Genomic DNA, 25,083 nt, shown 5'->3' on the forward strand with positions numbered 1-25,083 from the left:
AGTATTGAAGAGTTACTTTGTATGGTGGTATTGTCATTGAATGCCAGTAAGAGGATTTCCTGAGAACCTGTTCCGTTATTTAAATTGGTAATTGTTGTAGGAAGCGTTTGCGCAAAGTGTATCCTATTAATACCCCTAGTATCAAGGGTGGAAATATTTTGGGTTAGTGTTAATGAAATTTTTGTTTCAATAACATTTTTATTAATATCGAGATTAGTATTTTGTACGTTACTACCTTGAATATTGTTAATATTATCATCTGTGTTATTACCTATAATAACGTTTCCTTTTGTTTTACTACTTGTGTTTATTCCAAAATGAGGAACTGAAGAAAGTGGAATGCTTCCGTAATAATATTGACTATGTCCTGCTGACCTAACTGTATTAGCTCCTAAGGACATATGACTAACATTGTCGGATAGTTCTATTCCACTAGCAGTGGGGAAAACTATATTGTTTCCTGATATAGAACCAAAGACAAATTCGTCCCCAGTTTGATTTCCTTTTGATATTTTTATTCCTGAACTAGGTATCCTTTGTCCACACCAAGCAATATTATTACCATTTATATTAGGATTTTGAATTCGGTTTAGCCATATAGCTTCTGTTCCTGCTTCGTATAAATTATTACTATTTATATTAATATGGTTCCCAAAATCGATGTATATATTTTCTTTTTTATATTGACTAGCATCTCTATGACTTGGAAAGAAAAAAGAATTGAGTGCACAAATAAAGCCATCTACACCTAATCCATAAATATGTCCATATTTGACTCCCCCATAACACTGATTGTTGATAAAATGAAAATCACCAACACTATAGTCATTATATCCCTCAGGTCTATCAATATATAGAATATAACCAGCTCCATCCATTATGTTATCATAGATCATAATTCGACTCGTATGTTGAAAAACCCCTATTGGATGCGTATATATTACTTTATCTGCATTTTTAAAAGTACAGTTAAAAATCTTTCCTCGACGAACATTTCTTAATTCGATTGCATTCTTACCATTTTCTATTGAATTAAATTCGAATGTAATACCATGTATTTTAAAATGTAAATCTTTGATTACATGCGCATCTCCAATAATAATTGTCCCCTCGTATAAAATTCCTTCTCCAGTAATTGAAACGTTAGGTTTTGTAATATTTAGCTTTGTATATTTAAATTTTTTATTAGGAAGATAAATAGTCCCTCCTGAACTAGGCAATCGATCATGGGCTGCTTGTAAGTATGCGGTATCATCATTTAACCCATCTCCATATGCATTATAAAGTGGGTTATCATTTGGATTGAGCATCTAGTTTCCCCCTTATAAATAATAAAGAGAACCCAATTTATTGGATCCTCCTCATATAAGTTAAATTCTTTATAATTTTACTTTTAATAAATTTATTTTATGACAGTTGAATAAAATTAACTTATTAATATTTTTTATAACTTAGACTAATTGAAGCCATAAAATAAGGTATCAAAGTAACTTCCATTTCTTGCACCATAGGTAAGAAAAAATATGACATGAAAACGATTAGCCAAGATAAACCTGAAAGCAAGTAAAGTTTAGAGTGAAACATATCGGAAAGGGCAGTTTTCTTAGATTTTTTAAATAGATATATAATGGAAAAAACATTGAATATAAAGAACAACACCATCCCTAAAATGCCCATTTCGTAAGCTACAGTATAAAATGAGATTTCAGGGTTTAAATAGACACCTGTTAACTCAAAAGCTTTGGGCCCTGCGTTCCCTAGCCCGATACCTAAAGGATGGCTTAAAATAAATTTTATGTCTCCGGCCCACGAATTTAAGTGCCCCATTGCCGAAGTATCTCTTAAAGTTACAGTATTTATAAAAAAATTTACTACTGGATTGTCAGGAACTAATACACAATAAATTAAAAAAGAGAAAGCCGCATAAAAAGAGAATAGAATGAATTTAAATCTCACATTTGGCTTTGAGGTTATAAAATAAATAAATAGTGCTATTAATAAGCCGATCCAAGCTGATCTTGAGTAGGTAAGAGAAAGCACAACGACTTGTAAAAGTAAATTTAAATTCAAAAATAATTTATTCTTAAATTCTTCTTTAAAAATCAACAAGAGCATTATAGAAACATCTACAAACAACCCATAGTTATTAGGGGCAGACAATGTTCCAAATGTCCTTAGATAACCAAGGTGCCCAGAGATTAAATACGAAAAATGTGGAACACCATTATAGTTTGTGTAACCAACATCAAACATAAACTGATAACCTAGGAATAGTGATACCACCAAGGACCAAGCTGCCATAAGAAAAACAAAAATTGAAAAAATGCGAATAAATGTTTGAAAAAATCTCTTGTGCGTTTCTAACTTATTGACAACAAAGAAAAGAGTCATTGTTTCAAAATAAAATCTATATCCCATGATACCATGTATAAAGTTTTGATTTACAAATATGTATATTAGCGAAAATAGCATTAAGACTGTAGCAAAAGTTAAGATTGCATTCTTATTAATTTCTTTCTTCATACTCAGTACCCTTAGCGCTAAAATAAAGAGCACACCTTCTTTCCACATACCTAACATATTACTCATAGATGGACTCAAATGGAGGATAGATGGTATAATTTTAGAAATAATCATCGGGTTTATTAAAAACCCAATAAATAAGATAATTAACCCATGTTCAGGATTATTATAAATATACCAACAAAAAAAAGCAGCAATAATTCCACCCAGCAAGAACAACGAAAGCATTGGATAAGTAGATAGAATACCAGTTAGACACCCTATTAGAATTACTAAAAGTACAGCAATTGACTTTCTATATCCATTAAACATTTTAATATTATTCATATAATTCTCCTAATTACATAAATTTCAATATGAGTATTATATACTTATCGATATCATTAATCAATTTAAATTTAAGATAATTAACCTGTATTAAGTGCTATTACCCAGCGTTAATATAGACTTAAAGAACTAATCAGAATACAAAAACAAGTGAGAATCTAGTCTTTTTTTCTTATCAAAATTACGGAATTAGATATTACTAGATTGTTCACTTAGAATTTGTAAGAACATATTCAATATTTTTAACCAGCCAAAGATAGAAATCCATAAGATAACATTTATTAAAAGACCATATAAAAAACCTCTAATAAAAGTATTTTCCAAATCATAGTCTCCTTTTTAGTGCATCTGATATCTACCTTTAACCTATCACAACAATATTAAAATATTGTTAATATTAGTTTAAAATATCCATTATCAAATTATCACCTCTTACAAAAAGCGCCTAAATAGGTTAGAAGATTTTTTTAACTCTCCATGAACTGCATTAAAACTAACATTAACACAACACCTCAAATTAATAATTACAACGTTTAACAACCATGGAGATACTCTCTATACCTAAAATGGTTGTTGTCAAAAAAATTCACCATTTTACCTTTAAGTTCATTTATTAAAATATTCAAGAAGTACTGTGGAGATGACCTCTTCTTCTAGGTTGATGTTTAAATACAAGTACCGGAACCAGTTCTATTGTTTACATATGTTAAAAATAAACCTCTTTAGACTACATTCTCTATGTAAATAGGTCCGATTCAAAAAATTTAACAATAGCTTTCTAACTCAGTCATATTCTTTATAAAGAACATTTTTTTTATTAAATGTCTATTTTTTAATATTTCGGTATTGAAAACACCGAAAATTCCTTTATAATGAACGACAGATGCTACATATAAAGGAGAGGTTTTCACGTGATCGGTGATCGCATTAAAGAAATGAGATTGCAAAAACGTTATTCTATTACTAGACTGGCGGAGAAAGCACAAATATCAAAGTCCTACCTTTCACAAATTGAAAAAGGTTCAAACTCAAACCCTTCCTTGCAGATGCTTCATAAAATTGCTTCTTCTTTGGGCACAAGTGTTGATTATTTAATTGATGAAACCAATGAACATGCAGAAGCTACTCATTATGTTACAGAAGAATGGATAGAGCTGTTAAATAAAGCTATAGGCCAAGGCATGACCAAAGAGGATTTTATCGAATTCTATCAGTACCTGTCCTTCAAAAAAAATCTGCAGGCAGTTAAGGATTCTGGGCATTAAATAAAAAACACTGCGCTATACTATTCAAATTAACTTCTTTTTACCTATTCTTACTCATTTATAAATAATCCTTTATAACTATATTCTGTATAATATTTGCAAAGCAAAATCGATTGTTTGTATAATTGTTAATAAAAGTAAGTAAGGCTAGTATCGAGAGCTTTTTCAACCACGACAGCTTTACTCCTTAAGGTCCGAGGAGGAATAATCATGACTGACAAATTAAAAGAAAAAGTAGATTTAGAGAAAGAGTGGATTTTACTCATGAAAGAAGCCTATGAAATGGGCTTGTCCGTTGATGAGGTAAAGAAGTTTGTTCAAGAAAGCAAACAAAATTAACTGAATTTTGTTTCTTTTATCTTGGGTCATTAAAAAATTTGTTATCAATACTTAAATTTCTTGCTTTTTTCTCTTTTTTTCCTTAAGCTAATACAATCAAGTAAAATAAAGGAAATGTCATCATGATAAAAAAAATCGCTGTTATCTTAATGATGCTTGGCATCGCTCATTTTTCCCACACACCTCATTTACAGGTCACAGATCCAAGCAGCTGGAGTAACTCTTCTGTTTGGGATCATAACGCCACGCTTTGGTCTATTTTAAAACCGGGCAGTGAGTTTTATACTTCCTACAGTTACGGATTTAATCTAGAGTTTATCCTTCGTAAAATTGCTCATATTTCCTTCTTTGGTGTATTAGCTGTTTTAATTTATTGGAACTTAAAAGAAAAGCCTGGGCGTTATGTAAAAGCAGGACTTTTGCTTGCGTGCTTTGCTTTTTTGGACGAGGTTCACCAAGCTTTTATTATTGGCCGAGACGGCCGAATTGTAGATGTACTTGTTGACTCATTTGGAGGGGCTTTGTTTTTATTTCTTCTATATAAAAGTAAAACAGAGCACAGAAGAGCAAAGAGAAATAGATATAGTTCTTCCATAAAAAAATGAGCCTTTTTTATCAGGGTTTATTTTTTTATAATTTTATTGTTCTCTATTCTCTTAGCAGGTCTTCTCTTAAATGTGACTGCAGGTCTCCGAAGTCCCTCCATACTTTGTAGATATTCATCCAGCTCATATCTACCTCTCCTTGTCCCATGCTTTTTTCTTCTATTGTGAACACTATTTATGAACTGCGTATAAATTAGCAGCAAAACGTTACTTTTTAAGTTTAATCATTTTACTATTCACTCGTTTTAGGATACAAAGATGGATGTAGAATGTTTTTTTAAAACCTCGACCTATTTCGACACTATTTCTGCATGCTTTCTACTAAAATAATAATAGTTATTTAAAAAATTTATTCAGATAAAGGCAAAGCTGCTGAAAAGCAGTGACGCAAAGCTTCAGGTCTAAGGCAATGTTTACAGCATGCTAAGATGGCTGGGTTCCCTGACAAGGGTGGATGAATAGTGATGAACACAAACGAAAAATTAGCAGTAGATCAAGAATGGATTGATCTAATAAAAGCAGCTCATGAACTCGGATTAAAAATAGAGGACGTCCGAGAATTCTTATTAGCGAATAAGAGCAACCAATAGTAAAAGCACGCTTCAATGTATTGAAGCGTGCTTTTACTATCACTTATATTTTTATTCCGTTTGGCTGACGCTGGTTAAACGTATAAACATGTGTAAATCCGCACTCCTTCGCCATTTCAACCGCTTCTTTCATATGAGCTCCTACCGTTTCAGCAAAGTGTGAATCAGATCCAATTGTTAAGATTTCTCCGCCTAAATCGCGGTACAATCCAACGACTTCAAATGCCGGCAATGCTTCGTTTAACTTCCCTCTTATACCTGAAGTATTAATTTCAATTCCGATATTACGATCAATTGCTTTTTTCAAAATATCCGCAAGAATATCTTTGAATTGATGAAAGTCGTAAATACCGTATTGCTCAAACGCATAGCGCTTCATTAAATCCAAATGAGCCAAGACATCAATATCCGCTTCGCTTACTAGCTTATACATTTCATTAAAATAAGCGCGGTAAATTGCTTCTTTATCGTTCAGCTCCAAATGTTTGCGAAGCTTGATGTTATTAATGTTATGCACCGAACCTAAAATAAAATCAAAGTTCTCCTGATTCATTGTTTCTTGATACTTCCCTTTTAAATAGTGCGGCTCACAAATTTCAATTCCTTTTTTAATCACTAGCTGATTTTGAAACTGATCTCTGCATTCCGCTAGTTCTCGTTCATATTTATCGAAATTCATATGACCATACGTTGGCGCTACTGGATTTAATGAAAAGTGCTCGGTAAAACAAATTTCGTTTATGCCGTTTTTTACAGCTTGTTCGCACACTTCTTTCATGACTGCCTGAGAGTCAAATGAATTATTCGTGTGATGATGGTAGTCTACTAGATACATAATTTCGTCACCTCTAGGTTTATTATACATCTCTCTTGCCATTACTGCACATAGAGACCCTTCTACCGCCTATCCCACCTTTTTTCATTCATCAAAAGAATTTCTACTAAAAAAAGACGTTTTTCCTCTTCCAGTAATCCTTCTTTTCTTATAAACTAACTTAATATAGCAGATGTTCTGACATACAACTTGACAAACAACTTTTACTTACACAAGGGAAAGGAAATAAGAAATGGAATTCGAAAAAAGTTTTTCACAAACAAAAAGCCCCTTTCTGTCTTACTTAAGCTCTTATACGAAAAAGATGAAAGGAGAATTAAAAGAAGAACCGAAAATCAATTATAGAGACGCAGTCGTTTCTTCTATTGGAGGCTTAATTGCGATTATCATCAGCAGCGCGATTGCACTAGCGCTTGGTTATCCAATGGCACTCGCTCCAATTGGCGCAACCTGCGTACTTGTCTTCGGTGCTCATAAAGGGCCTTTATCACAGCCGCGCCACGTGCTTGGAGGTCACTTACTAGCAACAGTTTCCGCGCTTATTATTTGGAGCTTATTTCATCGAAGTCTAATTACTATAGCCATTGTGCTTGCTTTTGTTCTTATTTTAATGATTCTTACAAAAACCGTTCACCCTCCCGCGGCGGCTAGTGCGATTGTTGCAATTAATACTCAAGCAGGCTGGGGATACTTAGGTATTATTATGATTTGTGCGTGTGTCGTTGTATTAATTTCGACCGTATATAATAATTTATTTCAAGATCGGCAGTATCCCAGGTATTGGGTTTAAAAAAAGCTTTGGAATATAAAATTCCAAAGCTTTTTTCTTTTTCACTTATTTCACTAATCAAACTATTTTATGCCTTAAGTATCTTGTTTTAATTTTCAGAATTGTTTATACTCAAGACGTCTTTGTTTTTTTAGAAAAGCAATGGAGGTGACTTTGCAGCACGGTCTATACATACTGGAGGGGGATTTTTCATGTTGAAATTAATTGGGGTTTTGCTAGTGGCAGTAGGGTTTTTATTTCGTTTAAATACACTGCTTGTGGTAACTGTTGCAGGCATCGTGACGGGCCTTGTATCAGGCTTGTCACTGCATGAAGTAATTACGATGTTCGGTCAGTTCTTTGTCGATAACCGCTATATGTCTATGGCTATTTTACTTACTCTTCCTATCTTTGGCGTATTAGAAAAATACGGGTTAAAGGAACAAGCGGAAGTGTTGATTAAAAAAGCGAAAAACGCTTCTTCTGGAAATGTTTTACTTATATATCTTTTTATCCGTGAAATCTCAGCGGCAGTCGGCTTAAATATCGGAGGACATGCTCAATCCGTGCGTCCATTAGTAGCACCTATGTCTGAAGGCGCAGCTCGTGCAAAATACGGAGAGCTTCCGCCTAAAGTAAAAGAAGATATTCGCGCTCACGCAGCAGCAGCTGAAAATACGGGCTGGTTTTTCGGAGAAGATATCTTTATCGCAACGGGTGGAATTCTTTTAATGAAAGGATTCTTCGACTCTGTAGGCATTCACGTTGACGTCTGGGATATGGCGCTTTGGGGTATCCCAACAGCCATCGCAGCGCTGCTAATCAGCGCGATTCGTTTCCGTCAGTTAGATCGAAGAATTCACAAAAAAATGACGACGCACAAACCAACATCATCTTCAAAGACGGAGGCGAGTTAAATGAAAAGCATCCTGACGCTTGATACGATTTACTACTTACTCGGTATTATTGTCGCATTTATCGCGATTCGAATCGCACGCGATCACAACCATCCTAACCGTTTAGGGTCTTCTCTATTCTGGGCGCTGTTTTCTATTACGTTTTTATTTGGCAACGTCATTCCGCCTTTTTATATAGGATGTTTAGTTATTATCATGGTGCTGCTTGCTTCCTTTAACCGCGTGACTAAATCGAATGAAGCGGAAACACCTGCTGAAGAACGAGTAGCCCACGCGCAAAGGTTAAAAAACAAAATCTTTTTACCGGCTTTATTTATTCCTATTTTTACGATTATTGGTACCCTTCTTTTTGGCAAAATCAAGTTTGGAAACTGGGCGTTAATTGACCCAGAAAAAGTCACGTTAATTTCACTAGCAATCGCAGCCGTCATTGCGTTTATCGCTTCAATGGGCGTCACAAAAGCAAAAATGGACGTGCCTGTTAAAGAAGGAAGCCGCTTACTTCAAGCAGTTGGCTGGGCGGTTATTTTACCGCAAATGCTGGCAGCGCTGGGCGGCATTTTTTCAAAATCAGGCGTTGGAACAGTCGTTTCGGATATTGTAAGTGATATACTTCCTACTAACTATGCGTTTGTTGCTGTGCTTGCTTATTGTTTGGGAATGCTGCTATTTACGATTGTCATGGGAAATGCGTTTGCGGCATTTGCCGTTATTACAGGAGGTATTGGACTTCCCTTGATTGTACATATGCACGGAGGAAATCCAGCCATTATGGCAGCGCTCGGCATGTTTGCTGGCTACTGCGGCACCCTTCTTACGCCAATGGCAGCCAACTTTAACATCGTTCCTGCCATGCTGCTTGAATTAAAAGACAAAAATGCCGTGATTAAAGCTCAAGTGCCGATTGCTTTATCCGTTTTTGTTGTTAATACGTTATTAATGTACTACCTTGTATATCACTTTTAAAGGAGAGTAATAGAATGACAACTGTATTACTAACTGGCTTTGAACCGTTTGAAGGTGAAAGTATTAACCCGTCTTTAGAAGCTGTAAAAGCCTTAGACGGTGTAGCTGTTGAAGATTATCACATTATGGCTAAACCCCTTCCTACTGTTTTTGGTGAATCAATCGCAAAGCTTCATACGTATATAGAAGAAATTAGCCCCTCTATCGTCATTTGCGTTGGACAAGCAGGCGGCCGAGAAGGAATTACCGTAGAACGCGTTGCGATTAACGTAGACGACGCGCGAATTCCTGACAACATCGGCCAGCAGCCTATTGATCGCCCTATTATCCAAAACGGACCTGCTGCATACTTTTCGACACTGCCTATCAAAGCAGCTGTCGAAAACTTACGCCAAGCAGGCATTCCAAGTAGCGTCTCTCAAACTGCTGGAACGTTTGTCTGTAACCACGTGTTTTACGGACTCATGAACATGATTCAAAACTGTTGTATTAAAGGCGGATTTGTGCATATTCCTTACCTTCCTGAACAAGCTGTGAATCATCCGGGGAAGGCGAGTATGTCGCTGGATTTGATTGTGCAGGGACTTCGTTCCATCGTAAAAACTACAATTGTAACTGAAGATGACATTTTAGTTTCAGGCGGAGCTACTCATTAATGCTAAAAACCAGTTCATATAGAGAACTGGTTTTTCTTTTTATATACGTACAAAGTTTTCATTAAATAAATTAATGAAAGCTCTAAACAACCTTACCTCTCAGTCGATATATAGTATGAACGTATTTTCCCAATATGTTCAATTACTTTTATCTCGTCCAAGGGCGAGACACTTCTTGCATACAAGGATGTAACCCCAGAAGTAAAACCATTATACGGAGGTAAGGAAAATGAGAATTAATCATAACATTACAGCTTTAAACACGTACCGTCAGTTTAACAATGCAAACAACGCTCAGGCAAAATCAATGGAGAAGTTATCTTCAGGTCAGCGTATTAATAATGCAGCTGATGACGCAGCTGGTCTAGCTATTTCGGAGAAGATGCGTGGGCAGATTCGCGGTTTAGATCAAGCTTCTCGCAACGCGCAAGATGGTGTTTCGTTAATCCAAACTGCAGAAGGTGCTTTAAATGAGACACATGATATCCTTCAGCGTATGCGTGAATTAGTAGTTCAAGCAGGTAATGGTACAAACAAAACTGAAGATTTAGATGCTATTCAAGATGAAATCGGCTCATTAATTGAAGAAATCGGTGGAGAAACTGACAGCAAAGGAATTTCTGACCGATCACAATTTAATGGTCGAAACCTATTGGATGGCAGCTTAGATGTTACGCTGCAAGTTGGAGCGAACGCAGGACAGCAGGTGAATCTAAAAATTGGAAATATGAGTGCTGGAGCTTTAGGAGCAGATACTGATTCAGACGGTGCAGCGGATGCTTTTGTTAATAGCATTAACGTCAAAGATTTTGCTACCACATCATTTGATGATCAATTAGCTATTATTGATGGTGCTATTAACCAAGTTTCAGAGCAGCGTTCTGGACTAGGCGCGACCCAAAATCGTCTAGATCACACTATCAACAACCTAAGTACATCATCTGAAAACCTAACAGCATCTGAATCACGTATTCGTGACGTAGATTATGCTTTAGCTGTCTAAGCAGTAACAAGCACAGTCGTCCTAGCTGGTAACGGCTAGTGAGTATAACCGGGTGAATTGCTGGAAACCCCTGAGAGCTTTTCTTACCACGGCGCAGTTGGAAACGACAGGCGTAACGGTTAAAAAAAGAAAAGATTGGGCAATCAGCAGCTAAGCTCCTGTGAGGAAACTCTGGAGAAAGTTCAACGACTAGGATAAACCGTCTAAGGCAGTGTGCTATGACGATGAAATCCGTAGGTAATGAATATACCGTTCCGTATATTGATGTCCGAAGTGCCCGGCCCCTTCTTTTTTAGAGGGTGAAGATATAGTCTAGTCATTTGTGAAAGCAAATGTTCGCGCGATGGCGAAAGAAATGATGGAACAAACAAAGAATTCGATTTTATCTCAGGCTTCTCAAGCTATGCTAAGTCAAGCTAACCAGCAGCCACAAGGCGTACTTCAGTTACTGCGTTAATAAAAAAAGCGAGCTTTCCCAAGAAAGCTCGCTTTTCATTAATATTATAAGCTATTACTAGTAGATGCCGCTGTATCCTTACTCGTGTTTACTAGTGCATCCCACGTCTGAGGCCCTACTACTCCATCTGCTGTATAACCGTTCTTCACTTGAAATTCTTTTACCGCTTGTTCTGTTTCCAAACCAAAGTAACCGTCTGGATTAAGACCTAAAGATTTTTGAACTGTTTTAACTTCTTCTCCTGCTGAACCCTTGCCAAGAGCAGCTACACTGTTAAGCGATAGAATTTGAGTTTTATCTTCTTCTTTAGCTTTAGCCTGCTGCATAAGGCTTGCGTATTCTTTAATTCTTTTTTCTTCAGCACTGCTTAATGTTTGTGTATGTTTGAAGTTAGACATAATAAAAAAGAATCCTGCCACGATAATAATAGGAACAAATATTTTCATAAGATTTCTTACAATAGTAATGGTACTCTCCTTTGAATATATATAATTATTTAACTTTCCAAGTGCTTTGTCTTCTAGGATCGATCTATGTCTCCATAAATACGATTGTATTTTTGATCAATAACGATAGCTTGTATACTCCACAGTAAATAGCGCAACTCTTCTCTTTCGCATCATATCCCATTTCCTCTAGTTCTTCTCTTACGCTCTTAGCGTATTGAAATTCAGTATAAAGGTGGTTATTTTCTATTGAAAATCTTGGCACATCAATACATCTTGTAGAGCATCCTTAAATAAAAAATGTCGAACCAAAACTTCCATAAGCATCATAAGTAATCTGCTTCCTCCCCGCGTTCCGACTTCAATAACTTCATCACCTTTTTTTAGAATAGTAGGTGCTATAGACGTTCGCGAACGTTTACCAAACTCTTTTTTCTTCACCTGTAAACCAATGAATCATTCTAGCTGAAGTTCCGTTCCTGTAGTCTTTTCTATAATTTTATCTCCAGACTCTGTTACAATTCTAGTTATTAATCTAGTAATTGTTAATTTTCTGCAAATGCCATTAATACTTATTCGCAAAGGAACAAAATCAATTTTTTTACCGCTTTTTAGCTTTTAATTGCAATTATCCCCTCTCTTGTTATAAACTATAAAATAACCATAAGAACATAAGTTCGCTAGGAGGGCAAGTATGAAGAAAGCGTATTTTTCAAAGCGTATTTGGAAAAAGGAGATAAACGACCTTACGTTAGTTGAAATAGCATCGTTGAGTGAATTATTTAATCGTGCCAAACGATTTGTATTTCAAACGCTCGTTCGGCAAAAACGTTGGAAACGCGAGCTTCATAAGGAAAGTATCCATTTAGTCGTAAAGAAAAAGTTTGGTGTAAATGATTACGTAGCTAATAGCATTGTACGCGAATCTCAAGCTCTCCTAAAAGCCCAATCCGAACTAAATAAACTGTACATCAAACAAACAGATGAAAAAATAAAAAAAATAAAGAAAAAGTTAAAGATAGAACGTTCTTTTTTAACGACTCTTCGCAAAATTAAAGAAAGCTGTATAAACGGCAACGTACATTTTCCCAAAAATAGAAAATACACATTACATTCAAGCGGGCTGGTTTCATTAGCATTACAGAATCACTCTCTTGTTTGGATGAATACCTACTTATTCGAGCATCAATATCTTGATGTCGCCATTAAGCGACTAAAAGCAAAGATTGGGCGTTTAGAACACCGGCTTTTTCGTCTAGAAGAAAAAAAAGTGAAGTTGACCACTCATATTTCTAGCGTAGTCTTTGGCTCAAAAAAGTTGTTTAAGCACCAATTTACGAAAAAAGAGTTTGTGCAAGATCATCAGTCTTGGAAAGAACTCTTTTTAGCCACACGAAACAAGCAAGTGTTGATTTCGGGACGCAAAGATGCCGCAGCTGGCAATTTTGTCTTTACCTATCAGCCAGACACACATGACTTACATGTGACTTCCCTGTCGGGGAAAGTTCTGACGTTTTCAAATGTCGTGTTCCCTTATGGGCAAGAACAGGTTAATCAAACGGTTCTTCGCCAACGGAAGTGTAAGGACAAAAAAGTGAACGGCAAGCCTATTTCCTGGTCTGTCGAAGATTACGGTGACTATTATATTATTAAATGTTTACTTGATGTCGAAGAAGAAGTACTAGTGAACTTCTCTACGTCTGATGGCGTCATTGGTGTAGATTGCAACGTGGACCACTTTGCGTGGACAGATGTTTCAAAGGACGGCAATTTTTTAGAAAGTGGGACATTCTCGTTTACATTAAACAAAAAAACAAACGGTCAATCAACGAAAATCTTGGAAGCAGAAGCAATAGCTTTGGTAAATGTGGCTGTTCAAAAGAACAAACCGATTGTAATGGAGGACATTGATACGACACTCTCTAAAACTGGGAATACCTATGGAAACAAAAAGGCAAACCGTTTAAAGAGTATCTTCGCCTATCGTAAAATGGCGCAAGCTATTAAAAGTCGTGCTCAAAAGATGGGTATAGCTGTAATCGTAGTAAATCCAGCTTACACATCGATTACGGGAAAACTTAAATATATGCGTAAATTTGGTATCTCTATTCATCAAGCAGCAAGTTATACGATTGGGCGAAAAGGTCTTGGCTACAAAGAAAAAGTGCCACAGGTGCTTCGTCATCATATTGTATGTCATCCATTACCCTACTGGAAGCAGTGGTGGGCGCTAAATAAAAAGTTCCATGTACGAACGGAAATGTTCTATCAACTGTTCGATGTAAATAAACCATCTGGTAACATCAATCTTACACATAAGGAATTAACAGAAAAAGAAAGTAAACATTTAAAGAAAGCTTTTGCATAAGTAATATACCTTGAACTTCTTGTACCAAATACTTACTGACGCTACCGGAGCAGATAGCGATTTTCTAGGGTTTGGGCGCATTACAAGGATGTTCAAACGATTCCATACAAATGAAGGTTGATGTACCCGCTACAAGCGCTTGCTTACATAAAAAGAGCTGTATGCGTGGTTGTCCCAAAGGGACACTTCTGTAATTTGTATGGCTAACCGACCTTGTTGAACGGGAAGGGTTCCTAAGTCTTTAGAGATTTTAGGAATCCCCACTTCAAGCTTGCTAAGTGGGGGTAGTTCAATTCCGTGATTACTTAACGAGCCCTTTTGTACCGCAAGCCATTTATCCGTACTTAATGAACGGCTCGGTATTACTAACATATCTGACTATTTACCAGTCACTATACATGCTTTATCAAATTTGGACGCTTAAGAAACCCATTCAGGCATGATAGAAATGTTGGAATAGCTTATGGCTAGTGTATATAGCAGATAAGCTAATTTTCTATGGTCTATATTCTTGGTTAATACGTTAATAGATTTTATTTACTTCTTTATCAGCTTTATAATCAAATATCTTTATACGCTTCATTTCTATTTTTTAATTTGGTAAAATAACACATATAAGGAGGGATAACTTGAACTACATTGCTAAAAAACATTACCTATTTTCTAGAGGTTCTTTTCAAATCGCTACCTTTTTACTGCTTTTCTCACCTCTTTTTACTCGTTCATTTCAGCAAGGCGTAGGGTCTTATGTAATACTATCTTCGATCATGTTTCTTTTTAATGCGACCACTGAGTATATTCTAATTAAAAAAATAAGTATTGCTCCTCAAAAGTACATTCCTTTTTTCCTAATAATTTGTCTGCCTATAAATATTGTTCTCTTGTGTTTTTTTTATTACAGTACGTAAAAAAGCATCTATCAAGCTGATAGATGCTTTTTAATTTGTTAAGCCTCAGTTAACAGATTTGATATATGCTTGGCTACAATTGTTCCTTGGCCAGCTGAGGAGCTGATACTTGAAAACAAAGGAGTCGTACACGCATCTCCGATTGCATAAATAAATGGATTACTGCTTTGATGCACGTCGTCGGTAACAATAAGCCCATTTTGTGCCGTAGCTACTTTGCCTCTAATAAGATCAACGTTAGGTGCTACGCCCAGCCTAATTAGGACCGCATCTACTAACAAGTTCTTACTCTTATACTCTTTATTCTTGCTCTCTAAATCGATGGATGTAATATGACGATCCCCATGGATTGCTGTCACCTCGGTATCAGTCATAACTTTAATACAAGGGTTAGAAATAACTCTTTCAACATACTGCTCTCTTGCTTTAAAACGCGTAGAACGGTGAATAAGATACACTTCTCTTGCTTTTGATGATAAAAGATGTGCTCCTTCAAAAGCGCGGTCTCCTCCGCCAATAATAGCAACAGTTTTACCTTTTAACCGTTCGCCGTCTGCTGAAGCTGAATATACTTCTCCTCGGTCAATCATTTGCTGCTCACCGGGTACTCCAAGCTTTCGCTGACTAGAACCTGTGGCTAAAATGAGATACGTATAGCAAATTTCCTGTTCTTTAGCTTGCTTCTTAACTTTCACAGTTTTGGAACGTTCATCAATGAAAAGTACTTTTGTATTTACTTCATATAAGCAGTCCATTTCAACAAAGTGCTTCACCATTTCACGCTGCATTTCTATTCCGTTCTTTGTACGCATTCCAGGGTAGTCAATAATTTCATTAAAGATGTTAAACAGCTGACCTCCTAATTGTGACTGTTCTTCAAGAAGCAAACAGTCAATCCCCAGCCTCTTGCACCATATAGCAGCTGAAATGCCAGCCGGTCCTCCACCAATAATTAGTACATCAACATGTCGCATACGACTTACCTCGCTTCTACTTCTCAGCTTCTATCACTACATTTGTCTCTGTAAAAGAGATAAAAATTCTCCTCGAACCTCTGGTTTTTCCATAAATGTTCCTCGAACGGATGAAGTGGCTGTAGAAGCTGAAGATTTTTTAATTCCTCTTCCGCACATGCACATATGCTTTGCTTCAATAATTACCATAACTCCTTTAGGCTCTAAAACCTCTTCGATTGCATCTGCAATTTCATTTGTTAGACGTTCTTGGACTTGAAATCTCTTTGCGAACCCTTCTACAGTACGAGCAATTTTAGATAAACCCGTGATTTTTTTATCCGGTATATACCCAACGTGAGCAACACCAAAGAATGGAGCAAAATGATGTTCACACATTGAATGAAATTCAATGTCGCGTATCAACACCAATTCGTTATGGTTCACATCGAATGTTTTTTCCAAATGAGCTTTCGGGTCTTCTCGGTAGCCTTCTGTGTATTCTAAAAACGCCTTTAACACTCGGTACGGCGTCTCTTCAAGGCCATCTCTTTCAGGGTTATCTCCGCACAAATCAATTAGTTCTTTCACTGCATTCATAAATGTGTCAGCTTGACCTATTTTTTTATCTATTTCAGTCGAATTCGTGCCTAATGTTTCTAAAAATTTTTGAGCAATTAAATTTTGTGTACTAAGTGTCATATTTCTATTTCCTCTTCCCTTTTCAGTTACTTTTTCATCTCAGTCGATACTCTGGTCATCACTACTACAAAAAAGCGATTCAAAGCCTATTGGGCATAGCGGTCGACTAAATAAGTATCCTTGCATATGCACACAGCCATTTTCAAGCAGAAAATCTTTTTGATATTCTAGCTCGACGCCTTCTGCAATTACATTTAAATTTAAGCTTTGAGATAAGCTGATAATTGCTTGTATAATTTTACGGTTGCTGTCATCTTCGTTCATATCCACAATAAAGGATCGATCAATTTTCAAACAATCTATAGGTAAACTTTTCAAATAACTTAACGAAGAATAACCTGTACCAAAATCATCGATAGAAATTGATATACCATATTCTTTTAGTTCATGTAAAGCTTTAATTGTTTCTTGTGTATTAATAAGCAGTGTACTTTCAGTTATTTCCATTTCAAAACTTCCTGGGTTAAGTTTATACGAAGAGAGAGCAGCTTTGACCTCATGAACTAATAAAGATGAGTCTTGAAACTGGCGCGGTGAAAAGTTCATAGCCAATGTTAATTCTTGATTGAACATTTTATTCCACTTGCTGATTTGACAGCAGGCTATATTCATCACACTTTCCCATAACGAATGAATCAAACCCGCCTCTTCTGCTATACCAATAAATACCTCAGGCGAAACAAAACCAAGCTCTTCATCGTGCCAGCGCACAAGAGCTTCTACTCCCGTTATAGTATTGTGTCTAACATCCACTTTGGGCTGATAGTATACCTCAATAGTCTCTTTTTGAATAGCTTTGCGCAAACGTTTTTCAATCTGCATTTTTTCAGATTGCTTTTCATTTAATAGCTCATGGTAAATCATGACTTTGTTGCCTCCCTGCCTTTTAGAAGCATACATTGCCACGTCAGCATACGTAATGAGTGTATCCAGATTTGTAGAATGCTCCGGATAAAAACTTAAACCGCTGCTTATACTTACAACTATTTCATCACTTTCGATATAGCAAGGCTGCTGAACGTCTAAAATAATTTTCCGAGCAAGCTTTTCAACCTCTACAGGTGGAAAATCACTGAATAAAACTACAAATTCATCTCCCCCCTGCCTTGTCAGAAAGCTATTGTATGGAGGCAGGCAGGCTTTAATTCTATTAGCTACAAGCTGTATCAGCTGGTCGCCTTTTGAGTGTCCCAACGTATCATTAATGTCTTTAAACCGGTCTATATCCATAAACAGTACGGCTACATGTTTAATTGATTTTTGCTCAGATTCCATTAAACGCTTATTGAGTTCTTCTTTGAAATACCTTCTATTGGGCAGTCCTGTTAAAAAATCGTGATACGCATGAAATTCACTTTCTTCCTGGCTGCTTTTCAAATCATCTAAATAGGTTTTCAAGAAATGTGATAAATGATTAATATTTTCGATAAGCCCCCCCAGTTCATCCCTTCTTCTTACAGTAGATATTTTACCAAAATTCCCTTTCGCAATATAATTCACGTGCTCCACCAAATTTTTAATAGGGCGTGTAATAGACGTAGAAAAAATAATGCTGACGATCAGTACAAGGATGATAAAAGGCAGAGATAAAAGCAGATGCTTCACTAATTCATCATGAAGCTCTGTTTCAATCAAATCATAATCATAGACGACCCCTATTACGTAGGAAGCAGATTTTTCTTCCTTGATTGGTACAAATGTTTTCAGTACTTTTTTCTTGTTGATTTCTGAAATATAGCTTTGTGACATCCCCGTTTTCAAGGCATTTTTAATAAATGCTTTATCGCGATTCGTATTTTGATATGTATATATTCCATACCAAATTGGCTGATCTTTCATTTTCACATATCTATTTCCATTTAAATAGACGCTTTGATTTTGTTTCCCAAAATTATTAGGATTAAACACTGTTAATTCAAGAACACCATCTAAACTTTTCGTAAAACGATTCATAACATTAGTAGGACCAAATTGCTTTTCGATATCTATCACATTCTTATCACGAAAATAAGGATTAATAATATAATTAGTAGAACCATCATAATAATATCCCCATTTATCAACATGCTTTGGATTACTAGAAGCTACTTCAATTGGACCACTCCAAAAGTTGGGCAGAGCCATACCTTTTTTTGTAGTGACCGGTCTATTATCCAGAAGCTCTTGAAAAGACGTGTACCAATACCCCCATTCTTTAGTAGATATATTGATTTCTTTCGAATCCGAGGATCTCACACCAATAATATCATCTCCCCTAGGAGCTAATAATGTAATATGAGATACTCTAAGCTGCTTTGCTAGCTCTGTAAGCTGCTCGTTACTTACATCCTGATATTTAGAAGGAAGAGAACGTTGTATAGCAATTGAAGCTGTTCTTAACTCTTGTGCCATTCTATCTTCCATATACAAAGCGCTATTTTTAGAGTTTTCTACCTCGTATGCAATTTCTTCCGTTACAAGAGTAATTTCTTTTTGATTAAAATCTATTAATCTATTTTTAGATCTAATGTAATGCAGTGTGTTATTCGCCAGTAAAATACACAACACTAGCAAAGTAAAGAACAGCGATATTTTTTTCTTTATAGACACAAGTGCTGGCCTCCCATTGGTACCAAAACGCTCTTATATTTTTAAATATATAATAAATTTCTTTGTGTAGCGGTATATTTGTTCTAATTTTCACAAAATAATCAACTCATGCAAAAAACCAACCGATGCGGTTGGTTACTCTCAAAAAACATATGTAAAATAATTCAATATAAAAACTTTTATTTACACAGATAGAATAATTTTATATTCTTATAATATTCTATCTGTTTTTTCAAAAATATCAATGGATAAAATTTGTCTTTTTCGTAAAATCAACTTTCTTTTAAGCTGCGAAGGTATCGTGACATTATCTTCTTTTTAACATACTTATATTAAATTACCTAAGTCACTTAAAGGAACTTTCTCTCTTTTCCAGACGACGATATCAATAGAATCTCTTAGTTCCTTAAGCTGTAAGCTGTCTAAAGTACTGATATGGCTTTTTATACAGCTGAAAGAATCATCCATACTCTCAGAACCCAGCTCTTTTATTTCCCAGCTTAAAAGAACAGCGGGGTGCACTTTAAGGGCCTGAGCCAGCTTTTCAACTACATCAATTGTTGGATTAATACAAATATCACGTTCGATATTGCTTAAGTAAGATTTAGCAATGTCAGCACGTTCTGCAAGCTGTGAAAGCGACAGCTTTTTTTGCATTCTTATTTCTTTTACACGACGACCAATCATTATTATTAAGCACTCTCCTTATTAAAATGTAGATTTAGCTTAAGGAACACCGTTAATAGTTATAAGTGAAATTTTTAATAATATTGCGCCTTTATTTTATTGTGAGTTAAACATCAAATAGATTATGCTGATAAATTAAGAGCGCTTACCTTTATTAAACAGTTTGAAATTGACCTTCTAATAATTTATGAAACGCACCTTCTTCTTCATAAGCCAGTTGATCAAAGCTTCCTTTTTGAATCACTTTTCCTTCTTCTAACACAAGAACCTGATCCGCAGCTTGTATAGTAGACAGCCTGTGAGCTACAACAACAATCGTTACTTTCCCTTTTAACCGTTCGATTGACTCTTTAATCTTATTCTCATTATTAGTATCTAAGGCGCTTGTGGCCTCATCTAAAATGAGAAGAGCTGGTTTTTTTAGAATTGCTCTTGCCAAAACAAGCCTCTGGCGTTCTCCGCCAGATATCTTCATTCCTCTATCTCCAATAACAGTATCTAGACCTTGAGGCAAATTTCCTACAAATTGATCTGCCATCGCAAATTCTAATGCTTCCCATAATTCTCTTTCACTAGCCTGTTCATTCACCGTCAGTAAATTCTCTCTCACACTAGTGTTAAATAAGAACGAGTCTTGGGGTACATAACTGATGGATTGTCTTAAAGACAGTAGAAGTTCATCTTTAAGCGGGTGGCCATTTACAAGCACCTCTCCTCTTTCAGGAGAATTTAGCCCCATTAATAGGTCAATAAGCGTACTTTTCCCAGCTCCAGAAGGGCCTACAATAGCTGTCATTTGATTATTAGGAATGGTCAAGTTAATATTCCTTAATACATAATTATGACTGTCTTTTTTGTAGCGAAAATAAACGTCTTTACACTCTATTTGCGGCTTTGCAACTAGTGAAAGTGCATCTGCTGGCTTAAATTCTTGTTCTTTAGAGCAGTCCTCTATGAGCTTCTTAACAGCCTGGCAAGCAGGAAGAGTCGCTGCTATTTGTTCAAAGTTTGACTGAATAGTAATAAACCTTGGCCATAGTCTAGAAAAGATAAGAATAATTAACAAAAGCTGCTCGCCTTGAGCATGAAAAGCTTTTACAGATATAAATATAAATACTGTAACGAGAAAAGCCGCACTCACTTTATATACTAGCTGAGAGCTTGACTTAAGTTTTACATATTCAATTTGTTCTGTATTCATTCTAGAAGTTAAAGAACGCAGCCAATCAATATAGTTATTTTCTAATTTATTACTTTTAATATCTTTAATACCATTAAGCTGGTCTGTTATTCCAGCCATATAGTCTTCACCTAATTGAGAGGTTCTGCGTCCTAAGTTTCTAGATTTTTGTACGAACTTTCTCGAAAGATACCCTAGTATTAAACCGAACAGCACGATAAAAAGAGTCATTTTAACAGACAGCCATAGTGCAATAGCTAATTGTATAATCATAAAAATAGTATTAGACAATAGCTGAAGAAAAAAATTAATCCCGCCTATAACACGTGCCAGCTCCGCAGTTAATAGATTAATAAGCGTTGATTTTCGTTTTCTTAAAAATAACGCCCACTTCGAATGAAGAAGCAAGCTGTAAATTTCAATTCTTAAGTCCCTGCTGAATTTTTCTCTAACTTTAACATCTCGAATAGATAAGCTTCTCTGAAGGAGATTTTGTCCAACAATAATTACCACATAAATGCACAAGATTAACGGTAAATACAGAGAAGGCGGCAATACGGTAAGGAAATTGAACAACTGACTGAGCTTGCTAGATGCAGCATTTGTCTCTATCACTCCTCCAATGCTTAACAACGGGACAATTAGCAAAATACCAAATCCCTCCATTAAACTAACCACTGCCATTCCGAAAACATTAAAATAGATAATTTTCCCTGTGGAAGAATGCAATTTCTTTATATAATATAATAACGGTTCCAATATACGTTCTCCTGCCTCCTATCGGTTTGACCTATGGCTTATTAACCCCACCCACGCGTAGTTCTTATATGCTAACCGTTTGGCAAGAAAAGTTTAAAACAACACTGGCTTCTTTAGTTTTCTCCACGACCACAAAAACGGTCTTAGTAAGAAATATAAAAAATACAAATTTTTCGGCAGCCTAAAGGTTCGTTCGTCTAGAGGGTTGGGATAAAATGAAATAATAAAAAATTTACATTTTTGTCGTTTAGTTTTTATCGAGAATAAATAGTTTTTATAGGACTTTTCTAGATTTTTTGGCTGAGGATGCACATGTAATTGAACCATTTCCTTTATATAAGGAATTGCTTTTTCCGCTAATCGATGAACTCTCCTTGCATTTACAATATCCTGAAGCTCTTCATGTACCGGCGTTTGAAAAAGTAGAGTAGCTAATTGAAACGCCTGCCCTACTAAGTGCTTCTGCTGATGTTTGATTGCCAGTGCTCTAAAACGTACATAGTTAATATCTTTGTTCCTTACCATTTGATCGATATCTTTTAACCAACGCAGACGAAACCAGCCGTGACGAGCCCCATGAGAGATTAAATACAGCAGCAAGTCCTCTGTACCCATAAAAGATATAGGGTGCTTGGTTAATTGACTTTCTCTTTTTCCATTCCAAAGTTCCTCAAACTTCGTTCTTTTCATTGAACGAGGATGCAGCCGCCAATGGACTTCAACTTGAATCTTTTTTTCCGGATGATAATAGGCAATGTGGTGATGGCGCCATTTTATCTCATTTAACACAGTTGGTATTTCTTCCTTTTCATAGCCTAGACTGAAAAGAATACTTTCTGCTTTTTCGAGTTCTTCCTCTCTCACTAGAATATCTAAATCTTTAGACATCCTAAGAGAAATATTTTTGAACAGGTCGTAAGCGACTGGTGGCCCTTTTAAAAACAACGTTTCAATATTATTTTCATTAAACACCTTATCTAGTGCTTCCATTTCTCCACTCAACTGAAGCATCTTAAAGGTATTTTTTTTATATTCTTGAAGCAGCACTTCTATGATGTGCGATGGAACAACATCAGGCGTATCTTTTAACCTTATATAAATTAAAGGACAAACTCGATGATGTTTTACTAACTCAAGAAAATGATTCCAATCAAGCTCTTTTAAGGGTATGATTTCTTCAGATTTGTTCTCTTCTCTTAACAGCGTTAATAAAAAATGAAGCTCTTTAGACTGGCTTGTATCAATTATTGGTTGTTTGTCTATCATCGTTTTTCCTTTCGCTTTCCTTTATTATTTAAGGTTTTAGAGAAGTTCCCTACGACTGTAAACCTTTCCATTCCCTCTGATCCTGTTACGTATGTTGAGCCGCTTCGCAGCCAGGCATGTGCAATAAAATTTCCGTTTTCATCTTTTCCTGTACCCAAATACAGCGTACTTTCAATACGGCGCCTTTCTAACATCTTCATACCTGCGAAGGCTTTTACGAGACATTGACTTTCCCAAAAAGTATATCTGCTCATTTGATAGATAGCGTTTGAAATATGCCTTAACGTTTTAGTTTCATAGCTATCTTCATCCCTGCTGCTCTCTTTCATATGCTCGCCTAACATAGGTGTAACCTTTGAAAATGGCAGTGCTTTAAGGATTCTTCCGTAAGCAAGATAATAAAATGCTTCGATTAACAAAAGCTTTTGACTGGTATCTAAGCATAAAAAATGTTTAGCTTTTTTTATCAATTTCATTACAGCTACTCCAATATTATTCATATAAAATACACATAAAAATTTAGTCTTCCACAACCAGCTCAATCAAGTTTTCTTGATACATGTTCTCTAAAAATGAAATAACTTCTTTTTCACATTTATCCGTTTGAACATCGTACTTTTTTACAATATGATTCACTAATTCGTTTACTTGTGTGGGTTTACTAATACCTTCCCAGATGTCTCCTCCAATTTCACCTAGGTTGTAGTACTTACCGTTTTCAATATTTAGCATAACTTTCTCGTTTCCCATATCGCTTACGATATTCCCCTCACTCTGTGTCACAATATGCTTGGGTAGAATCTGGTCTGATTTAATCAATTAAATTCCCTTCTTTCACTATATTTAGTATTTTGGATACCGACTCATACGGCGTAAAGTTAGAAGAAGATCGCGTTACTTGAAACGTATTTACGCTTTTAAGAATCTTTGAAGAATAAATAAAATGCCACTCCTTTAATCCTAGCCTCTGCAGAAGTGAACCTCGAAACGTATGGTGAAGTAAAATCCGGAAGCCCTCTAAGCCATTGGTTTGGCGGATTTCTACAGATTCCTCGCTTCCTTTTACGAGCTCAAAGATTCCTGCTAGAGGAATTGGTTGATTATAAAAACTGTCTTTTACGGGCACTGAATATTTTGTTTCTCTTTCAAATAAAGGCTGATATTTTCTGGCATTCAATCCGAACTCATTTAAGCTTTCTTCCCACAGCTTTTGCTGAGGATATGTTGGTTGAACCATCGGAATATGCTCATCTGAAAACGTAACAGGAATGACATCATCGCTTATGAGCTTATACCCTTTTTGAATAAAAGCTGACGCCAAGGTAGACTTTCCGGCTCCAGAATTGCCAACGATAGCATACGCCCTTCCATCTATAGCTATCGCACTGCCGTGCAAAGGCAAAGTTTGCTGCTGCATTAAAATGACTCCCATACAAGTTCCCAGTATATATAGCCTCGCCTTAGCTTCATCAAAGTCATTAAGAGGTGCTACTACAATTTCTTTTCCGTTCTTTATAGAAAAAACGGCTAGACTAGGAACTTCAAACGCTACGTAATGGCTGCGGACCGTAAAACCGTTTTTTTGATCTAATTCAATTTTGTCTATTGATAAGTCTGAAAGTTTAATAGAAACGTCTATATGATCACCTGGAAAAACTGGACTATTTAATTCTGGCAAAGACAGCTCACTCAAAATATTTAGCCCAAAAGCATCGTAAGTATATTTTTTTTTGATACTAATCATTGATTTCACTCCAGATGTTATTAATTTTTTGAAAAGCCCTCATACAACTCAACGTGTATAAGGGCAATTGTTGTCTATAATCATTCATTCAAATTAGCTGTAGTGAACTGTTTCGTCTGGATCTGGCTGTACCGCATCAGGAATACTAGTTCCTGGGCCGGCCATCGTCATATTTACATCAAGTACTTCTAGTACTGGCTTTTTCCACTCTTTTTTCATAGTTTCACCC

At 35.9% G+C, this 25,083-nt stretch carries 26 protein-coding genes, 1 pseudogene and 1 riboswitch; of the genes and pseudogenes, 11 read left to right on the forward strand and 16 right to left on the reverse strand.

The window, feature by feature from the left end:
- Positions 1 to 1,310 (reverse strand): hypothetical protein (locus tag ACH0CI_RS13805; protein ID WP_406901646.1); only part of this gene is annotated, 1,310 nt, incomplete at its 3' end.
- A gap of 124 nt (positions 1,311 to 1,434) precedes the next feature.
- Positions 1,435 to 2,850: an O-antigen ligase family protein gene (locus ACH0CI_RS13810; RefSeq protein WP_406901647.1), complete on the reverse strand. Its 1,416-nt coding sequence runs from the start codon at positions 2,848 to 2,850 to the stop codon at positions 1,435 to 1,437.
- A gap of 911 nt (positions 2,851 to 3,761) precedes the next feature.
- Here ACH0CI_RS13810 and ACH0CI_RS13815 point away from each other — a divergent pair.
- The 4 genes from ACH0CI_RS13815 to ACH0CI_RS13830 all read left to right on the forward strand — a co-directional run bounded on the left by ACH0CI_RS13815 (position 3,762) and on the right by ACH0CI_RS13830 (position 5,649).
- Positions 3,762 to 4,115, forward strand: coding sequence for a helix-turn-helix domain-containing protein (locus tag ACH0CI_RS13815; protein ID WP_406901648.1), 354 nt, complete (start codon positions 3,762 to 3,764; stop codon positions 4,113 to 4,115).
- Between the two features lie 210 nt (positions 4,116 to 4,325).
- Entirely contained in the window at positions 4,326 to 4,454 is a 129-nt protein-coding gene (gene sinI / locus ACH0CI_RS13820) for a DNA-binding anti-repressor SinI (RefSeq protein ID WP_218215610.1), read from the forward strand.
- 122 nt (positions 4,455 to 4,576) lie between these two features.
- Positions 4,577 to 5,059, forward strand: a complete 483-nt coding sequence (locus ACH0CI_RS13825) for a VanZ family protein (RefSeq protein ID WP_406901649.1) — start codon at positions 4,577 to 4,579, stop codon at positions 5,057 to 5,059.
- 352 nt (positions 5,060 to 5,411) lie between these two features.
- Positions 5,412 to 5,504: riboswitch (cyclic di-GMP riboswitch) on the forward strand.
- Positions 5,505 to 5,523: 19 nt separating this feature from the next.
- Positions 5,524 to 5,649 (forward strand): anti-repressor SinI family protein, encoded by a 126-nt coding sequence (locus ACH0CI_RS13830; protein ID WP_406901650.1) that lies wholly within the window; start codon positions 5,524 to 5,526, stop codon positions 5,647 to 5,649.
- A gap of 43 nt (positions 5,650 to 5,692) precedes the next feature.
- Here the strand turns inward: ACH0CI_RS13830 and ACH0CI_RS13835 are convergent, their stop codons facing one another.
- Entirely contained in the window at positions 5,693 to 6,484 is a 792-nt protein-coding gene (locus ACH0CI_RS13835) for a histidinol-phosphatase HisJ family protein (RefSeq protein ID WP_406901651.1), read from the reverse strand.
- A 232-nt stretch (positions 6,485 to 6,716) separates the two neighbouring features.
- Between ACH0CI_RS13835 and ACH0CI_RS13840 the strand changes: the two genes are divergently transcribed.
- The 6 genes and pseudogenes from ACH0CI_RS13840 to ACH0CI_RS13865 all read left to right on the forward strand — a co-directional run.
- Complete coding sequence (locus ACH0CI_RS13840; protein WP_182420826.1) at positions 6,717 to 7,274, forward strand: HPP family protein; 558 nt, start codon at positions 6,717 to 6,719, stop codon at positions 7,272 to 7,274.
- A gap of 191 nt (positions 7,275 to 7,465) precedes the next feature.
- The gene (locus ACH0CI_RS13845) at positions 7,466 to 8,170 is read left to right on the forward strand and encodes a DUF969 domain-containing protein (RefSeq protein ID WP_377237485.1); all 705 of its coding nucleotides are present in this window, start codon (positions 7,466 to 7,468) and stop codon (positions 8,168 to 8,170) included.
- Entirely contained in the window at positions 8,171 to 9,136 is a 966-nt protein-coding gene (locus ACH0CI_RS13850; RefSeq protein ID WP_097824134.1) for a DUF979 domain-containing protein, read from the forward strand.
- A gap of 14 nt (positions 9,137 to 9,150) precedes the next feature.
- The gene (pcp, locus tag ACH0CI_RS13855) at positions 9,151 to 9,792 is read left to right on the forward strand and encodes a pyroglutamyl-peptidase I (protein ID WP_406901652.1); all 642 of its coding nucleotides are present in this window, start codon (positions 9,151 to 9,153) and stop codon (positions 9,790 to 9,792) included.
- A 229-nt stretch (positions 9,793 to 10,021) separates the two neighbouring features.
- Positions 10,022 to 10,795 carry a flagellin N-terminal helical domain-containing protein gene (locus ACH0CI_RS13860; protein WP_406901653.1) on the forward strand — a complete coding sequence of 258 codons (774 nt, stop codon included), beginning with the start codon at positions 10,022 to 10,024 and terminating at the stop codon, positions 10,793 to 10,795.
- Positions 10,796 to 11,138: 343 nt separating this feature from the next.
- A pseudogene (locus ACH0CI_RS13865) lies at positions 11,139 to 11,252 on the forward strand (flagellin); the annotation flags it as partial.
- Positions 11,253 to 11,296: 44 nt separating this feature from the next.
- Here the strand turns inward: ACH0CI_RS13865 and ACH0CI_RS13870 are convergent.
- Entirely contained in the window at positions 11,297 to 11,698 is a 402-nt protein-coding gene (locus ACH0CI_RS13870; RefSeq protein WP_406901654.1) for a peptidoglycan-binding protein, read from the reverse strand.
- 246 nt (positions 11,699 to 11,944) lie between these two features.
- Positions 11,945 to 12,139 (reverse strand): gamma-glutamyltransferase, encoded by a 195-nt coding sequence (locus tag ACH0CI_RS13875; RefSeq protein ID WP_406901655.1) that lies wholly within the window; start codon positions 12,137 to 12,139, stop codon positions 11,945 to 11,947.
- A gap of 253 nt (positions 12,140 to 12,392) precedes the next feature.
- Between ACH0CI_RS13875 and ACH0CI_RS13880 the strand changes: the two genes are divergently transcribed.
- A complete protein-coding gene (locus tag ACH0CI_RS13880; protein ID WP_406901657.1) occupies positions 12,393 to 14,066 on the forward strand; it encodes an IS200/IS605 family accessory protein TnpB-related protein in 1,674 nt (557 codons plus the stop codon).
- A 129-nt stretch (positions 14,067 to 14,195) separates the two neighbouring features.
- On the opposite strand, the gene ACH0CI_RS13885 is transcribed toward ACH0CI_RS13880, so the two are convergent.
- From ACH0CI_RS13885 to ACH0CI_RS13935, 11 genes are all read right to left on the reverse strand, one after another.
- Complete coding sequence (locus tag ACH0CI_RS13885) at positions 14,196 to 14,438, reverse strand: hypothetical protein (RefSeq protein WP_186819741.1); 243 nt, start codon at positions 14,436 to 14,438, stop codon at positions 14,196 to 14,198.
- A 574-nt stretch (positions 14,439 to 15,012) separates the two neighbouring features.
- A complete protein-coding gene (locus ACH0CI_RS13890; RefSeq protein WP_155010362.1) occupies positions 15,013 to 15,948 on the reverse strand; it encodes an NAD(P)/FAD-dependent oxidoreductase in 936 nt (311 codons plus the stop codon).
- 36 nt (positions 15,949 to 15,984) lie between these two features.
- Positions 15,985 to 16,629 (reverse strand): GTP cyclohydrolase I FolE, encoded by a 645-nt coding sequence (gene folE, locus ACH0CI_RS13895; protein WP_155010363.1) that lies wholly within the window; start codon positions 16,627 to 16,629, stop codon positions 15,985 to 15,987.
- A gap of 39 nt (positions 16,630 to 16,668) precedes the next feature.
- On the reverse strand, positions 16,669 to 19,218 hold the full coding sequence (locus ACH0CI_RS13900; RefSeq protein ID WP_406901660.1) for a bifunctional diguanylate cyclase/phosphodiesterase: 2,550 nt from the start codon (positions 19,216 to 19,218) through the stop codon (positions 16,669 to 16,671).
- Between the two features lie 327 nt (positions 19,219 to 19,545).
- A complete protein-coding gene (locus ACH0CI_RS13905) occupies positions 19,546 to 19,905 on the reverse strand; it encodes a helix-turn-helix domain-containing protein (RefSeq protein ID WP_014461229.1) in 360 nt (119 codons plus the stop codon).
- Between the two features lie 154 nt (positions 19,906 to 20,059).
- The gene (locus ACH0CI_RS13910; protein WP_406901661.1) at positions 20,060 to 21,844 is read right to left on the reverse strand and encodes an ABC transporter ATP-binding protein; all 1,785 of its coding nucleotides are present in this window, start codon (positions 21,842 to 21,844) and stop codon (positions 20,060 to 20,062) included.
- Positions 21,845 to 21,937: 93 nt separating this feature from the next.
- On the reverse strand, positions 21,938 to 23,110 hold the full coding sequence (locus ACH0CI_RS13915) for a nucleotidyltransferase domain-containing protein (RefSeq protein WP_406901662.1): 1,173 nt from the start codon (positions 23,108 to 23,110) through the stop codon (positions 21,938 to 21,940).
- Positions 23,107 to 23,586: a lasso peptide biosynthesis B2 protein gene (locus tag ACH0CI_RS13920; RefSeq protein WP_406901663.1), complete on the reverse strand. Its 480-nt coding sequence runs from the start codon at positions 23,584 to 23,586 to the stop codon at positions 23,107 to 23,109. The genes ACH0CI_RS13915 and ACH0CI_RS13920 overlap by 4 nt, the downstream gene beginning before the upstream one ends.
- A gap of 43 nt (positions 23,587 to 23,629) precedes the next feature.
- Positions 23,630 to 23,929 carry a lasso peptide biosynthesis PqqD family chaperone gene (locus ACH0CI_RS13925; protein WP_406901664.1) on the reverse strand — a complete coding sequence of 100 codons (300 nt, stop codon included), beginning with the start codon at positions 23,927 to 23,929 and terminating at the stop codon, positions 23,630 to 23,632.
- Positions 23,922 to 24,854, reverse strand: coding sequence for an aldolase (locus ACH0CI_RS13930; RefSeq protein ID WP_406901665.1), 933 nt, complete (start codon positions 24,852 to 24,854; stop codon positions 23,922 to 23,924). The genes ACH0CI_RS13925 and ACH0CI_RS13930 overlap by 8 nt, the downstream gene beginning before the upstream one ends.
- A gap of 93 nt (positions 24,855 to 24,947) precedes the next feature.
- Positions 24,948 to 25,073 (reverse strand): paeninodin family lasso peptide, encoded by a 126-nt coding sequence (locus ACH0CI_RS13935; RefSeq protein ID WP_014461234.1) that lies wholly within the window; start codon positions 25,071 to 25,073, stop codon positions 24,948 to 24,950.
- Positions 25,074 to 25,083 lie beyond the last annotated feature (10 nt).

It is taken from the genome of Priestia sp. 179-F W1.4 NHS (genome assembly GCF_045369295.1).
Taxonomy (GTDB): Bacteria; Bacillota; Bacilli; order Bacillales; family Bacillaceae_H; genus Priestia; species Priestia zanthoxyli.

Coding starts and splice junctions, on each gene's coding strand:
- ACH0CI_RS13845 (WP_377237485.1), top strand. CDS start 7,466: ATGTTGAAATTAATTGGGGTTTTGCTAGTGGCAGTAGGGTTTTTATTT.
- ACH0CI_RS13825 (WP_406901649.1), top strand. CDS start 4,577: ATGATAAAAAAAATCGCTGTTATCTTAATGATGCTTGGCATCGCTCAT.
- ACH0CI_RS13870 (WP_406901654.1), bottom strand. CDS start 11,698: ATGAAAATATTTGTTCCTATTATTATCGTGGCAGGATTCTTTTTTATT.
- ACH0CI_RS13885 (WP_186819741.1), bottom strand. CDS start 14,438: ATGTTAGTAATACCGAGCCGTTCATTAAGTACGGATAAATGGCTTGCG.
- ACH0CI_RS13840 (WP_182420826.1), top strand. CDS start 6,717: ATGGAATTCGAAAAAAGTTTTTCACAAACAAAAAGCCCCTTTCTGTCT.
- ACH0CI_RS13830 (WP_406901650.1), top strand. CDS start 5,524: ATGAACACAAACGAAAAATTAGCAGTAGATCAAGAATGGATTGATCTA.
- ACH0CI_RS13850 (WP_097824134.1), top strand. CDS start 8,171: ATGAAAAGCATCCTGACGCTTGATACGATTTACTACTTACTCGGTATT.
- pcp (WP_406901652.1), top strand. CDS start 9,151: ATGACAACTGTATTACTAACTGGCTTTGAACCGTTTGAAGGTGAAAGT.
- ACH0CI_RS13920 (WP_406901663.1), bottom strand. CDS start 23,586: ATGAAATTGATAAAAAAAGCTAAACATTTTTTATGCTTAGATACCAGT.
- ACH0CI_RS13810 (WP_406901647.1), bottom strand. CDS start 2,850: ATGAATAATATTAAAATGTTTAATGGATATAGAAAGTCAATTGCTGTA.
- ACH0CI_RS13915 (WP_406901662.1), bottom strand. CDS start 23,110: ATGATAGACAAACAACCAATAATTGATACAAGCCAGTCTAAAGAGCTT.
- ACH0CI_RS13905 (WP_014461229.1), bottom strand. CDS start 19,905: ATGATTGGTCGTCGTGTAAAAGAAATAAGAATGCAAAAAAAGCTGTCG.
- sinI (WP_218215610.1), top strand. CDS start 4,326: ATGACTGACAAATTAAAAGAAAAAGTAGATTTAGAGAAAGAGTGGATT.
- ACH0CI_RS13890 (WP_155010362.1), bottom strand. CDS start 15,948: ATGCGACATGTTGATGTACTAATTATTGGTGGAGGACCGGCTGGCATT.
- ACH0CI_RS13935 (WP_014461234.1), bottom strand. CDS start 25,073: ATGAAAAAAGAGTGGAAAAAGCCAGTACTAGAAGTACTTGATGTAAAT.
- ACH0CI_RS13835 (WP_406901651.1), bottom strand. CDS start 6,484: ATGTATCTAGTAGACTACCATCATCACACGAATAATTCATTTGACTCT.
- folE (WP_155010363.1), bottom strand. CDS start 16,629: ATGACACTTAGTACACAAAATTTAATTGCTCAAAAATTTTTAGAAACA.
- ACH0CI_RS13880 (WP_406901657.1), top strand. CDS start 12,393: ATGAAGAAAGCGTATTTTTCAAAGCGTATTTGGAAAAAGGAGATAAAC.
- ACH0CI_RS13860 (WP_406901653.1), top strand. CDS start 10,022: ATGAGAATTAATCATAACATTACAGCTTTAAACACGTACCGTCAGTTT.
- ACH0CI_RS13930 (WP_406901665.1), bottom strand. CDS start 24,854: ATGATTAGTATCAAAAAAAAATATACTTACGATGCTTTTGGGCTAAAT.